The organism is Roseixanthobacter finlandensis (genome assembly GCF_043195105.2).
Lineage (GTDB): Bacteria > Pseudomonadota > Alphaproteobacteria > Rhizobiales > Xanthobacteraceae > NCEH01.
Genome location: NZ_CM195536.1, coordinates 4,380,223 through 4,393,455, shown reverse-complemented (window position 1 = coordinate 4,393,455; position 13,233 = coordinate 4,380,223). Strand labels below are relative to the sequence as shown.

The following is a 13,233-nucleotide window of genomic DNA, read 5'->3' as shown; positions in this document are numbered from 1 at the left end:
TTTCTTCTCCTCAGGCCGCGGCATCGTGCGCGACCGGCCCGAAGGCGAGGTCCGCGCGCAAAGCTGCGATCGGGGTGCGGTTCGTGATGAGGTCGAGATAGAACAGGCCGTCGGCCGTATCGCCGTAGAGAACGGCGCCGATCAGCCGCCCGTCCTTGATGATCAGCCGCCGGTAGATGCCGCGCGCGCGGTCGGTGAGCACTATGTCTTCTGTGCCGGGGCCGCCGGTGACGTCTCCGGCGGAAAAGACATGCACGCCCGACACCTTGAGATTGGTCGCGACCGCGCTGCCTTCATAAAGCGCATCCGCGCCAGCGAAGCGGCGGGCGAGCACGCGGGCCTGCTCATAGGCCGGCGCCACGAGGCCATAGACGGCGGCGCGGTGTTCTGCGCATTCGCCAATGGCGTGGATGGCGGGATCGCTCGTTGCGAGCGTATCGTCCACCAGCACGCCGCGATTGCAGGCGAGCCCGGCGGCGCGGGCCAGGTCCGCATTGGGGCGCACACCGCAGGCAACCACCACGATGTCGGCAGGGATCAGCCGTCCATCGGCGAGCCGCAGGCCGGTGACATGGTCAGTGCCCTCCACGCGTGCGGAGGAGGCTTCGAGCATCACTTCGATGCCGCGCGCTTCCACCGCCTGGCGCAGCAGGGCGCCGGCGCGGGCGTCGAGCTGGCGTTCCATGAGGCGGTCCATGAGATGGACGAGGGTTGTCTTCGCGCCGGCGCCCGCCATGCCGCTGGCTGCTTCCAGGCCCAGCAGCCCGCCGCCGATGACCACCGCCCGCGTGCCGGGCTTCGCCGCATCCATCAGCGCCGCGACGTCCGCGAGATCGCGGAAGGTGCGTACGCCGGGCAGGTCCATGCCCGGCACCGGCAGGCGGATGGGATGCGAGCCGGTGGCGAGCACCAGATGCTGATAGGGCAGGCGGGCACCATCCGCGAGCGCGACGGTCTTCGCCGCGCGGTCGATGGCGGTTGCGGGATTTCCGTAGAGCAGCGTGACGCCCCGGTCACGCCACCAGGCGGCGGGCTTCAATTGCGCGTCGGCCACCGCGATCTTGCCGGCGAGCACGTCGGACAGCAGCACGCGATTATAGGCGAGCTGCGGCTCGGCGCCGATCACCGCGACGGCGTAACGCCCCAACGCCCGCTGCGCCAGCTCCTCGCAGAGCTTGGCGGCGGCCATGCCGTTGCCGACGATGACGAGGGTTTCAGCCATGAGCTTCTTCTCCCCTTGAGGGGCGCGCGCGATGCAGGGAGAAGCCCCCTCTTCCCGAGGCGGAGAGGGTTGGGGTGAGGGGTGTGTTTTCGTGCGCTTCGACGCGCCAGAGCCCCCTCACCCGCCTGCTGCGCAGCCGACCTCTCCCCGTGGGGGAGAGGTGAAGGGCGCTCTTTTCCAGGGGGGAGAGATGCAGAGGGATTCCCCCTCTCCCCGCGGGGGAGAGGGTTGGGGTGAGGGGGGTACGCTCTCCGCTGAACCCGGCGGAGCTCATCCGGACGGCGCCATACCCCTCTCCCCAACCCTCCCCCGCAAGGGGGGAGGGGGCTGGAATGCGAAAGGGGAGAAGCGGGGCGCGCATGATCGTCACTCGGCCGCAGCCGGGGCCGGTGCCGCATCTTCCGCAGCGGCGATCATGACCGAGGAGAGCAGGCCATAGGCCTCGCTCCAGGCGTCCCTGACCTCGGGCGTGAAATCGGCGCCGAGGCCCTGTTCCAGCGTCCAGAGCAGCGCTGCGCCGACGGGCGGATAATGGGCGGCTTCCACCCCATAGGCGACGTGGCGTTTCGCCAATGCCTGCGCGGCGGGGACCACGGCTTCCAGATTGGACAGGCCCTTCACCACCATGGCGAGGGTCGCCATCAGCTTGCGGCCCTGCTCCGTGATGTCGCCCTTGAACAGGGGCTTCACCTGCGGCGTGGTTTCGAACAGGCGGGCGTAGAACAGCGCCGCCGCCTGCTCGGAGATGGGCGCCACCTTGGCGAAGGAGGATTGGATCAGTTCGATCTGGACGGGGGTCATGGGCCGATCCTCCGCTCAGGCCGCTTCCACGAAGCGATGGCGCTCGTGGAGGAATTTCAGCACCGCCTCGCGGGCCTTGAGATAGGTGGAATTAGCCACCAGCTCCAGCCGCCGGCGCGGGCGCGCGAGATCCACCGAAAGCACTTCGCCGATGCGGGCGGAGGGGCCGTTGGTCATCATGACGATGCGGTCGGAGAGCAACACCGCCTCGTCCACGTCATGGGTGATCATGAGGATGGTATTGCCCAAGGTGGCGTGGATCTGCATCACGCTGTCCTGGAGATGGGCGCGGGTGAGCGCGTCCAGCGCGCCGAACGGCTCGTCCAGCAGCAGCACCTTGGGCTGCATGGCCAACGCGCGGGCGATGCCGACGCGCTGCTTCATGCCGCCGGAGACTTCCGCCGGGCGCTTGTCCTTGGCATGGACCATCTGCACCAGTTCGAGATTGTGCAGGGTCCAGTCATTGCGCTCGGCGCGCGACTTGGTGCCCGAGAACACCTTGTCCACCGCGAGGCGGACATTGTCGTAGACGGTGAGCCAGGGCAGCAGCGAATGGTTCTGGAACACGACCGCGCGGTCCGGCCCCGGCGCATTCACCTCCCGCCCGTCCAGGATCACGCCGCCCGAGGTGGCGGTGGTGAGGCCGGCGACGATGTTCAGCAAGGTGGACTTGCCGCAGCCGGAATGGCCGATGATGGAGATGTATTCGCCCTTGGCGATCTCCAGGGAGATGTCGCGCAACACCTCTGTGGTGGCGGCGCCGCGGGTGAAGGTCTTGCCGATCTGGCTGAGTTGGAGATAGGCGGTCATGGGAAGCCTCCTCAGGCGGATGCGGTGCCGCGGGTGACGAAAGCGGCGATGCCGGCGACGAGGCGATCAAGGGCAAAGCCCACGACGCCGATGTAGACCAGGGCGACGATGATGTCGGGCAGGCGGGAGGAGTTCCACGCATCCCAGATGAAGAAGCCGATGCCGACGCCGCCGGTGAGCATTTCCGCCGCCACGATGGCGAGCCAGGACAGGCCGATGCCGATGCGCAGCCCGGTGAAGATGTAGGGCGCTGCCGAGGGCAGCATAATCTTCCAGAAGAACTCGATCTGGTTGAGCCGCAACACCTGCGCCACGTTGCGATAATCTTGCGGAATATTGCGGATCCCCACCGCCGTATTGATGATGATCGGCCAGATGGCGGTGATGAAGATCACGAAGATGGCGGAGGGGTTGCTGTCGCGGAAGGCGGCCAGCGCCAGCGGCAGCCAGGCGAGCGGCGGCACGGTGCGCAGCATCTGGAAGATCGGGTCGAGCCCGCGCATGGCCCAGATGGACTGGCCGATCACCGCGCCGATCAATATGCCCACCACGGCAGCAAGGCCGAAGCCCACGGCCACCCGTTGCAGCGAGACCAGGACGCGCAAGCCGAGGCCGATGTCCTGCGGGCCGGCGACGAAGAAGGGATCGAGGATCAGGTCCTTGCTGTCCGTCCAGATGCGGCTCGGCGGCGGCAAAGTGGCGCCGGGGCCGGAACACAGCAATTCCCACATCAGCAGCAGCAGGACGGCCATCACCAGTGGCGGAAGGACATTCACGGCAGCGCGCGTGAGCCACGTGCGAAGGCGTGTCTTGACCGGCGGGCGTGGACGCGCGAGGCGGACCACTTCGGCCGCCGGGCGCTTCGGGGCCGGCGTCGTTTCCTTGAGAGCGGTGACGGACATGGGGCAAAAGCTCCCGATTTGAGGTCTGTTCAGCGTGCAGGCGAAAGCGCCCGCGCCCGGATGGCGCGGACGCGGCGGCGTCTCAGACTTCGACGCGCTTGATGCCGAGGCTCTTGAGGTAGGCGGTCGGGTTCGCCGGATCGAAGGTCTTGCCGTCGAAGAAGGTTTCCGTGCCGCGCGAGGTGGATGTGGGGATCTGCGCGGCGGGAACCGAAAGTTCCTTCGCCGCCGCGCGCCAGATGTCCTCGCGGTTCACCTTGTCGACCAGCGCGGCGATATCGATGGTGGGCTCGAACTTGCCCCAGCGGATATCCTCGGTGACGAACCAGGCATCATGGCTCTTGAATGGATAGGAGGCGTGATCCTTCCAGAACTTCATGTACTGGTCAGAGCCCTTCACCACCCGGCCGTTGCCGTAATTGATGTCGCCGATGGTGCGGCCGTAGATGTCGGCGACCGGCACGTTGAACCATTGCCGCTTGCCGACGATCTCGGACATTTCTTTCTTGTTCTCCATCTTGTCGCACCATTGCTGGGCTTCCATCACCGCCATCACGATGGCCTTGGTGGCGTTGGGATTCTTGTCCACGAAGTCGGCTCGCATGCCGAGCGCCTTCTCGGGATGGTTCTTCCAGATCTCGCCGGTGGTGCAGGCGGTGTAGCCGATGCCCTGGTTGACGACCTGTTCGTTCCAGGGTTCGCCGACGCAGAAGGCGTCCATGTTGCCCACCTTCATGTTCGCCACCATCTGGGGCGGCGGCACGACGATGGTGGAGACGTCCTTGTCCGGATCGATGCCGGCGGCCGCCATCCAATAGCGGATCCACAGATCGTGGGTGCCGCCCGGAAAGGTCATGGCAATCTTGACTTCCTTGCCTTCGGCCTTCTTCTTGGCGAACACCGGCTTGAGCGCGGATGCGTCGGCGGTGACCTTCAAATCCTTGTATTCGTTGGAAACCGAAATGCCTTGCGCGTCCAGATTGAGGCGCGCCAGAATGTACATGGGGGTCGGCGCGTTGTTCTGCGTGACCCTGCCGGTGGAGATCAGATACGGCATCGGGGTCAGGATGTGGGCGCCATCAATGCCGTTCGCCGCGCCGCCGAGCACCAGATTGTCGCGCGTCGCGCCCCAGGAGGCCTGCTTGACCACTTCGACGTCGGGCACACCATATTTCGCGAACATGCCCTTTTCCTTGGCGATCACCAGGGGCGAGGCATCCATCAGCGCGATATAGCCGAGCACCGCCTTGGTGGTCTCCGGTGCCGCCGCATAAGCGGAGGGCACTCCGCCCGGAAAGGTCATGCGCACCGCGTCGAACAGCGCCGCCGCGCCCAGGGCGGCCGCGCTGCTCTTCAGCAGCGAGCGGCGCGCCGGAGACGCGGGCTGGTCGTCCTGTCGGACGACGGGCTGGCCGGGCCGGGTGGTCGAAAACTCGGTCATTCTGGTTCCCCTCTGGTCGGCATCTGTGACGGGTCAGAAACGAAAAAAGCCGCGGACAGCACGATGGCGCGGTGCCATCGGTGTCAGCGGCTTTGCTGAAGGTCCCGTCAGTGGGACGAATTTTTTGACGCGGACATCATTGGCCGCGTCTGGAATTCATCTATTCAAGATGCGTGCCAGATGCGGATGTCGGGAAGACTCTTGAATTTGCTTTGGATTTTGTATGCCAATATTTTGTGCAGACGCGATCCGCGTCAGTGCGGTGCAAAAAATCCGGGCAGATGATGCGCGATTGAGCGCGCGGCGTGGGTGGGCAAGGTCCGCCGACCCTTCTGTCGCTACCCTTTCGAGGCGTCGTCCGGCCCCGATTTGAGAAAGCGCGCGGCGTCGAACGGCGCCCCGAGTCGGGTCGCCACGCAGTCGGGTTCAGCCGTGTGGTGCACAGGCGCGTGGCCCACGGCATGGTCGAAAATGTCCGGCCGGTAGACCGAGATCGCCTCGCGCGCCGCATCGGGCGCCCATTCGCCCTGATGGGCCTCGACAATCTGGCTGTACATCCACAATGCATGGTCCGGCTCGGGCCGGTTGGCGCCGTCGCGATGGAGGACGAGATAATCCTGATGCGCCCGCAGCGGGCCACCTCGCGCGGTATGGAGACGCCCGTCCAGGGTTCGGCGCAGCACGTCGGCGGGCAGGGAGAGATGGCGCGGTTCGCCCAGCAGGCGGGCGAGATCTTCGTGGTTGGCGGGATCCTCGCACCAGCGCGCGGCGGCATAGAGCGCCCGCACCAGGCGATGCAGCACGTCGGATTCGGTATTGGCGAAGCGGGCGTGCACGCCCAGCACCTTTTCCGGCACCCAGCCGAAGATTTCCGCCCCGAGCACGGCGATGCGGCCGACATCGGCATCCACCGCCACGCTGTTCCAGGGGCTGCCGACGCAGAAGCCGTGTACCAGCCCGTTGCGCAGGCTCTCGGCCATGAAGGGCGGCGGGATCACCACGAGGCGCACGTCGCGGTCTGGATCGACGCCGCCGGCCTTGAGGAAATTGCGCACCAGATAGGTATGGGTGGAGAAGCTGTACACCGAGGCGAAGATCAGCGGCTCGCGTCCCGCGGCGCGGCGCTGCGCCACCACCCGGCCGAGCGCGCGCGCCGCCGCCGGGGCAGTGGACAGGTCGATGCCGGTATCCCCCATCTCGGCATAGACGTCCTTGGCGATGGTGACGGCGCTGCCGTTGAGATTGAGCGCGAACGGCACCACCAACGGCACCCGCACATGGCCGAGCCCGAGCGAGGAGGCGATGGCCAGCGGGCCCAGCATGTGGGCCCCGTCCAGCAGGCCGACATTCACCTTGTCGCGAATATTGGCCCAGGAGACCTCCTTGTGGAGATCAATTTCCAGCCCCTCGGCCATGGAGAAGCCGCGCTCGGCGGCGGCGATCAGCACGGCGGCGTCGGTGAGGGGAATGAACCCCATGGCGAGGCGTCTCATCGCAACATCTCCGCGGCGGTGATGACGGATTGGGCGATGTCCACCATCCGCTTCTTTTCGTTCATGGCAGTGCGGCGCATGAGGCCATAAGCCGCCTGCTCGTCGATATTCTTCATCTTCATGAGGATCAGCTTGGCGCGATCCACCAGCTTGCGCTCCTCAAGCTGGCTCTTCGCCTCCTCCAACTCCTCCTTGAGGCGGGCGAAGGCGCGAAAGCGCGAGATGGTGGTTTCCAGGATCGGCTTCACGCGGTCCTTGCGCAGCCCGTCCACCACATAGGAGGCGACGCCGGCGGCGATCGCTTCCTCGATGGTCTTCCCGTCGGACTGGTCCACGAACATGGCCACGGGGCGCTTCACCTCGCGGCTCATCTGGAACATCTGCTCGATGGTGTCGCGGCTCGGGTCCTCCAAATCGATCAGGATCACGTCCGGATCGATGGCATAGATGCGCTCCAGCAGGTTCTTGTGGCCCTCGACGCGCAGCACGTTGACGTAGCCCGCCTCGCGCAGTCCCTCGCTCAGGATGGCGGCGCGCACCGGGCTCTCATCGACGATCACGATACGCAGGGTGAGATCACTGGCCATGGGGTCCGTGGGCTGGAGCCATCTGGAAAAGCTGGGCCGGCCTGAAGCCAGGGCGCCATCCTCGCGCTATTTTTCAACCTTGGCCGCGGCGAAGTCCATGATCCTTTTGCGCAGTGCGAAAAGATCCGGCGGGTTTTTGGCATAGTCGACCCAATCCGCCGGAATGGCGGCGAACAGATCATCGCGCAGCGCCTTGGCGGCCGGATCGGTGGTGGCTTGCCCCTCCAGCCAGCGCAGCCATTGCAGGTCGCCCATGCCATCGGCGGTCTCGATCAGGCGGGCATCCACGGTTGCCACCGGCTGGCACCGGCTCGCGCTGAGCGGGAGGATGGCATATTCGCTCTCGCGCCCGTCCGTGGGATCGCGCGGATCGGCGGTGAAGGCGCGCGCGTGCCATTGCAGATAGCCGCGCGCCCCGACCCGCCAGAATAGGAAGCCGGCGGCGCCGCGATAATCCAGCATATTATAGAGCCAAGGGGTGATGCCGCGGCCCTGCAGTTCGGCAAATCCGGCCGCGCTGACGCCGTAGCCGAAATTCACCAGCACCGTGTCGAACAGGCCGAGCAGTTTGCGATTGCTGGGATTGTTGAGCTGGCCGGCGCGCTTCGCCCGGGGCGCCTGGGTCTTCAGGGCATCGTGCACCCGTTGCAGAGCGGCAATGCCGGCGGGATCGTCCGCCGGCTCGTCGGTGATCGCCCAAAGCGGCGCGGGCAGGCCGGCGGCGGCAAGCCCCGTTTCGGCGGCCGCGATGTCGGCGCCCATCGCTGCGGTGCCGACGGCCGCGTCGAGGCGCTTGACGGACGTGTAGTCGAGGAAGGGCGGCCGGAAGCCGGCGTCGCGCGCAAGGCGCGTCTGCTGGAGATAGCGGGGCAGCTGCGCCGGCGTGGGCGTCACCAGGTCCGGCGAGATGCCGGTCATGCCGAAGTTGCGCAGCGCGGCATAATCGCAGGCCATTTCCCGGTCCGCCTGGTCGGGGGTGGGGCGGAACCAGGCTTCGTAGGGCGGCGCGTTGAGATAATAGCCGATCGGCTCGGTGATCGGCGGCAGGGTCAGGGGCAGCACGTTCACCACCGCGGTTGCGGAAACCTCGGTGCCGGCGATGTCCAGGGTCAGCGTCACCGGCAGCGGGCCGGCGGGGGCATCGGTCGGCACGGTGAATGTCACGTTCAGCCGGCGCGGGATGCCGCTCGCGATGCGCAGGAAGGAGAGGTCGCCTTCCAGCACGTCGGAGGTGATGGCGAGGGCATTTTCGCCGACGCCGCGCCGCATATAAGTCCATTTCCCCCAACGCACCTGGGGCGCGATGCCGTCGGGCGCGGAGACGGAGACATTGGCCGAGAGATCGTCCACGTTGGCGAGCGCGAGGAAATCCACCGAAACGAGGCTGCCGCGCGCCGCGCGCTGGCGGGTTTCCACCGGCAGGCCGGCGCGCCAGAAGGGATGCTGGCTGCGCGGCGTGCCCGCCGGCAGCACGCGCAGGGTGACGCCCCTGGCGAGCGCCGGGTCCACCGCCGTGTCGAGCACCGGCCAGCGCTCGCCATAGCGCTGGCGGCGCCAGGCCTCCACCGCGTCCACGGCGGCGGTGCTGGCGCCGGGCGCGATCACCATGGCGGCGATATAGCCATTGTTCGGCGGCTGGTCGGAGGCGAGCTCCACCACGATCTTGCCGTCCACCACCGGCACGGTGGCCGTCACCAGCCCGCCCCGGTCGCGCCCATAGACCGACCAGGGATCGCCGTCGATCATCGCTTCCTTCCACAGGCCGCGCCGATACACCCGGTCGATCCATTCGTCGGGCGTGAGATGCTGGTCCAGCACCACTTGCCCGTCGATGGTGATGGTGCGGTTCAGGGAATGGGGGAAATATTCCCATTCCCCCTGGTCCTCGGTCCAGAGCGACACGGTTGCGGTGGCACTGCGGGTCCAGGGCACGGTGATGGTGCGGATGCCGTTGAGGCCGCTCGACAGCAAGGGATCGTTCTGGGTGCGCACCAGCGCCCCGGCGCCGGGGCTGAGGCGGGGATCGTTGGGCAGCACGGTTTCAAAGCCCGGCACCGCGATGTCCGCCGTCGGCGCGAACCTGAGGCCGAGCGCGCCTTCGGGCAGGGGATTGGCGTTCTCCACATGCACGTCGCCGAGCGCGATCCCCGGCTGGGGCGGGTTCACGAACACGATCAGCCGCTTGATCTGCGTGCGGTCGAGCCGGCGCTTCGACGGTGTCACCCAGGAGGAGACCGGGGAGCGCAGCACGAACGGGCCGGGCGGCACCGTCTGCACCGCCGAGCCGCGCGAATGCCAGTCGGTGGAAGAGACATCGTCGATGCGCAGATGGACCGTGAGCGGCTTGCCGGTGGTGTTGTCACCCTGCACCACCACTTCCTGCTCGGCGTCGAACGCGACCGGGGTGGCGAAGTCCTGAACCGCCGTGGTGCGCGCACCGGCGAGCCAGCTGCGCCCGTCCGCCACGCGCGCGAGCGGTGGCGGCGGCGGTTCGGGCGGCGCGGCGGCGGGCACGGGCGGGGCGAGGGTGAGGGAGGCGAGCGCGGCGGCGGGCTCGCCTTCGGGCGTGAACAGCAGCAGGCGGGTCAGCGCGGCCGGGTCCAGGCGCCGGCCGCCGGGGGTCTCCAGTGCGCCGAGCGGGATCCGCCATTCGAAGGGACCGGGGGCAAGATCGTGCTCGTCGTCGAACCGCGACAGGCCGTTGACGGACTGGCCATCCTCGATCCACAGCACCAATTGCAGCGTGCGTCCGGTATCATTGCTGCCGCGGATCACCAGATCCTGCGTCGGCGGCACAGCGCGGGGCGGATCGAACCGCAGGTCCAGCGGTTGCGCGGTGGTGGTGGCGGTGGTGAGCAACGGGGCCGACGGATCGCCTGCGGGGGCGATTGCGTCGGCTGCTGTTCGCGCGGCCGTTGTTTGCGCGGCTGCGGTTTGCACGGGCGCTGCGGTGCGCGCGCCGCCCACGAGATCGGCGCGAAACACCAGCAGCCCGACCACGGCGCTGCCGACGAGGCCGAGCAGGACGCCCCAACCGAAGCCGCCCGCCCACACATGCACCCTGCCCATCGCACAGTTCCTGGCGCTCACGCGCGTCTTGAAGTGAAGCTCGGGGCGCGTTCAGAGCCCGGTGCGGCGGCTCAGGGGGTGAGGGTGTCGAGCCGCAATTCGCTCAGCGTCACCGGACCCTCGCCGTCGGTGACGAACACCACCACGCGCCGGATCTTGGTGCGGTCGAGCGGGGTCTTGGCGGGTGTGATCCAGGACGCGGCGGGCGCGCGCAGCACGAACGGGCCGGGCGGCACGCTCAGGCTGGTCTGGGCCCGCGAGTTCCAATCCTTGGAGGCGGCATCGTCCACCCGCAGGTTCACGGTCAGCGGCTTGTCCGAAGGGTTGGTGCCGGAAAGGACGAAGCCCTGGTTCGCGGCGACCGACAGGGCGGGGGCGAAGTCCTGCTCGGCCGTGGTCTTCGCGCCGCGCAGCCAGGATTGGCCGGCGGCGGGCGCGGCCTTCTGGGTCTCGATCTGCGCGCTGTCGATATCGAGCACGCCCTTCTGCGAGAACAGCACGATGCGCACGATGGAAGTGATATCCAGGTCCGCCTTGGCCGAGGTGGCGATGCCGTCGAACGGGATCCGCACCTCGAACGGCCCGGGCGCGACCGTGTCGATGCGATTGTAGCGGGTGTTCCAATTGCTCGATTTGGCATCGTCGATGCGCAGGTTGAAGTCCACCGGCTCGGCATTCATGTTGCGCCCGCGCACCACCAGTTCGTCCGTGTGCGCGAAGGCGCGGGGCGGCGTGAACGCCTGTTCCAGCGCCGCCGTGGTGCGCGAATTGATGATGAAGGGCGGGCTTTTCGCCGCCGGTCCGGGCGCGGCCTGTCCCGGAGCCGGCTGGGCCGTGGGCGGCGTCGCGGCGGGCAATGTCGCGGGTTTGGGCGCCACACTGCTCGGCGCCGCCGGGGCCGGGCGAAGCTCCGGCGGGCGCGCCGGCGCTGGCGGGGCGGAGGCCACGGTCTGCCCGGCGGGCGCGGCTGGACGCTCCATGGTGATGCGCTCGATGATGTCGGGGCGGAACAACACGATTCCCGCCGTGGTGGCGCCGACGATGCCGAACACGGCGCCCCAGGCAAAACCGCCAAACCAGGTTTGGATCGCGCTCATGGCTTTGCTCCGCACGGGCATGGACGGCGCCCCTGCCGGACTTTAGAAAGCCCTCGCGGCCTTTAGGCAAGGGGCTTCGTGACGCGGGGGTGTTCGTGGCGCACAAGGGCGGGGACGACCGGATCAGGGCGCTTGTGGGCTCCGGCCTGCAAGCGTTGCTGTTCGCTATTTTCGCGGCCTTCCTGATGGTGCTCCTGGCGCTCCTTCAGCGTGCCTCCGGCGCCTATTTCGCCGAATTTTCCGCGACCGAGGCGCAGGAGGCGGGGCATTATGTCACCGGCTTGCTGTTCGCCGATTATGCCCGCGCGCACTTTCCGCCCCTGTTCGCCTTCATCGAGACCTTCTTCCTGCATTATCCCCGCGTTGCGCTGGGGCTGAACCCGCCGCTTTATTATCTGCTGGAAGGCGCCTGGTTCCTGGCGGTTTCGCCCTCCACGCCCGCCGCCCTGGTGCTGCCCTGCCTCATGGCCGCGATCCTGGTGGTCAGCGCCGGCTTCGTCACCGCGCGCCGGCTCGGCCCGCTGCCGGGGGTGGCGGTGTGCGCGGTGCTGCTCGCCCTGATCCCGCTGCGTGCGGCGATCCTCGTCGTTTCGCTGGATATGCCCGCGGCGCTGCTCGCCTTTCTCGCGGCGCTGGCCTTCTGGCGCTATCTGGAGACCGGCGGCCTCACGAGCGCCGCCGGCTTCGGCCTTCTGGCGAGCGCCGCCATGCTCACCGATTTCGGCATGGTGGCGCTGGTTCTGGTGCCGCCGCTCGGCGTCCTCATCGCCCGGCGTCTTTCCCTGGTGCGCACCGCCGGCTTCTATCTGCCCTATGCCTTCATGCTGGTGCTGGCCGGCCCCTGGATTATCGGCACCTATCCCCTGGTGGCGGGGCATTTCGCCGGCGGATGGGGGCTCGGCTTCGCCCGCGTGTCCGCACCTTTCTACGGCACGGCGCTGACGGCAGGGCTGACCTCGCTCATCCTCGCCCTGGCCGGGTTCGGCGCGCTGTCCGCGCTCCTCGCCAGCTGGCGGGACGGGGCCACGTCCACCGGCCTGTTCGCCGCCCTCGCCGCGCTTGCCGGGGCGGTGCTGATCGGCTGCCTGATGGTGCCGCTCGCGCCCGATGCCCGCCATCTGCTGCCGGCGCTGGTGCCCTTGGTGATGCTCGCGGCCTATGGCGGCATGAGCCTGATCGGCCTCGTGACCACGGGATGGCCGATTCTGTCCGGGCTGATGGTCTCCATGGTGATGCTGCTCGCCGCACTGCCGGCGCTGCTGACGCCGCTCCTGAAGCCGCCCGTTGGCATGCTCCCCGCCGCGCGCGCGATTTTGGAGCGGGGCGCCGCTGCGCCTCTGATCCTGGTGGCGGCGGACGAAAAGGGGGAAGGCGCGCTGATCGCCGCGATCGCCCAGCACGATGCCGCCCGCACCGCCTTCGTGGTGCCCGCCCGGCGCCTTCTGGCGGCGGAGCCCGTGCCCGGCGGGGACGCACAGACAACCGCCCAGGCGACGGCTCGTGTCCTCAGCGACAGCGCGGTGGCGTTCGTGGTGCTCGACACCACCCCCGCCGCCGCCGCCGTGCCGCAGACCGGCCAGGTGCGCGCGGCGCTCGAGGGGGCGCCGGGAGATTTCAACCTGCTCGGCACCTATCCCCGCGCGGACGGCACCGGCGAGGTGCGCCTCTACGCTGTGACGCAGAATGCAGCGCGGCCGGCGGATCCCGCACGCCTGCGGCATCTGCTGGCGCCGAAGACGGGCGGCTGACCAATGACATTCGTTGACAAACTGCGCCTTGACGCCGGCCAACTGCCCCGCGAAAACGCCGTA

Annotated in this window: 10 protein-coding genes; 1 reads left to right on the top strand and 9 read right to left on the bottom strand. The window is 68.2% G+C overall.

Annotated elements, in window-relative coordinates; genetic code table 11:
* Positions 1 to 10: 10 nt before the first annotated feature.
* The 9 genes from V5G24_RS20545 to V5G24_RS20505 form a co-directional block, all read right to left on the bottom strand.
* Positions 11 to 1,222, bottom strand: coding sequence for an NAD(P)/FAD-dependent oxidoreductase (locus V5G24_RS20545; protein WP_394083791.1), 1,212 nt, complete (start codon positions 1,220 to 1,222; stop codon positions 11 to 13).
* Positions 1,223 to 1,588: 366 nt separating this feature from the next.
* Positions 1,589 to 2,023: a globin family protein gene (locus V5G24_RS20540; protein ID WP_394083793.1), complete on the bottom strand. Its 435-nt coding sequence runs from the start codon at positions 2,021 to 2,023 to the stop codon at positions 1,589 to 1,591.
* Positions 2,024 to 2,038: 15 nt separating this feature from the next.
* Complete coding sequence (locus tag V5G24_RS20535) at positions 2,039 to 2,833, bottom strand: ABC transporter ATP-binding protein (RefSeq protein ID WP_394083795.1); 795 nt, start codon at positions 2,831 to 2,833, stop codon at positions 2,039 to 2,041.
* A gap of 11 nt (positions 2,834 to 2,844) precedes the next feature.
* A complete protein-coding gene (ntrB, locus tag V5G24_RS20530) occupies positions 2,845 to 3,735 on the bottom strand; it encodes a nitrate ABC transporter permease (RefSeq protein WP_394083797.1) in 891 nt (296 codons plus the stop codon).
* An 82-nt stretch (positions 3,736 to 3,817) separates the two neighbouring features.
* Positions 3,818 to 5,176 (bottom strand): CmpA/NrtA family ABC transporter substrate-binding protein, encoded by a 1,359-nt coding sequence (locus tag V5G24_RS20525; protein WP_394083799.1) that lies wholly within the window; start codon positions 5,174 to 5,176, stop codon positions 3,818 to 3,820.
* Between the two features lie 338 nt (positions 5,177 to 5,514).
* Positions 5,515 to 6,669, bottom strand: a complete 1,155-nt coding sequence (locus V5G24_RS20520; protein ID WP_394083801.1) for a CmpA/NrtA family ABC transporter substrate-binding protein — start codon at positions 6,667 to 6,669, stop codon at positions 5,515 to 5,517.
* Complete coding sequence (locus V5G24_RS20515; RefSeq protein WP_394083803.1) at positions 6,666 to 7,256, bottom strand: ANTAR domain-containing response regulator; 591 nt, start codon at positions 7,254 to 7,256, stop codon at positions 6,666 to 6,668. Before V5G24_RS20515 ends, V5G24_RS20520 begins: the two co-directional genes overlap by 4 nt.
* A gap of 66 nt (positions 7,257 to 7,322) precedes the next feature.
* Positions 7,323 to 10,325, bottom strand: a complete 3,003-nt coding sequence (locus V5G24_RS20510; RefSeq protein ID WP_394083805.1) for a hypothetical protein — start codon at positions 10,323 to 10,325, stop codon at positions 7,323 to 7,325.
* Positions 10,326 to 10,396: 71 nt separating this feature from the next.
* On the bottom strand, positions 10,397 to 11,422 hold the full coding sequence (locus tag V5G24_RS20505) for a hypothetical protein (RefSeq protein WP_394083807.1): 1,026 nt from the start codon (positions 11,420 to 11,422) through the stop codon (positions 10,397 to 10,399).
* Positions 11,423 to 11,517: 95 nt separating this feature from the next.
* Between V5G24_RS20505 and V5G24_RS20500 the strand changes: the two genes are divergently transcribed.
* A complete protein-coding gene (locus tag V5G24_RS20500) occupies positions 11,518 to 13,170 on the top strand; it encodes an ArnT family glycosyltransferase (protein WP_394083809.1) in 1,653 nt (550 codons plus the stop codon).
* Positions 13,171 to 13,233: the final 63 nt, after the last annotated feature.

Coding starts and splice junctions, on each gene's coding strand:
- V5G24_RS20525 (WP_394083799.1), bottom strand. CDS start 5,176: ATGACCGAGTTTTCGACCACCCGGCCCGGCCAGCCCGTCGTCCGACAG.
- V5G24_RS20515 (WP_394083803.1), bottom strand. CDS start 7,256: ATGGCCAGTGATCTCACCCTGCGTATCGTGATCGTCGATGAGAGCCCG.
- V5G24_RS20540 (WP_394083793.1), bottom strand. CDS start 2,023: ATGACCCCCGTCCAGATCGAACTGATCCAATCCTCCTTCGCCAAGGTG.
- V5G24_RS20510 (WP_394083805.1), bottom strand. CDS start 10,325: ATGGGCAGGGTGCATGTGTGGGCGGGCGGCTTCGGTTGGGGCGTCCTG.
- V5G24_RS20520 (WP_394083801.1), bottom strand. CDS start 6,669: ATGAGACGCCTCGCCATGGGGTTCATTCCCCTCACCGACGCCGCCGTG.
- V5G24_RS20505 (WP_394083807.1), bottom strand. CDS start 11,422: ATGAGCGCGATCCAAACCTGGTTTGGCGGTTTTGCCTGGGGCGCCGTG.
- V5G24_RS20535 (WP_394083795.1), bottom strand. CDS start 2,833: ATGACCGCCTATCTCCAACTCAGCCAGATCGGCAAGACCTTCACCCGC.
- V5G24_RS20545 (WP_394083791.1), bottom strand. CDS start 1,222: ATGGCTGAAACCCTCGTCATCGTCGGCAACGGCATGGCCGCCGCCAAG.
- ntrB (WP_394083797.1), bottom strand. CDS start 3,735: ATGTCCGTCACCGCTCTCAAGGAAACGACGCCGGCCCCGAAGCGCCCG.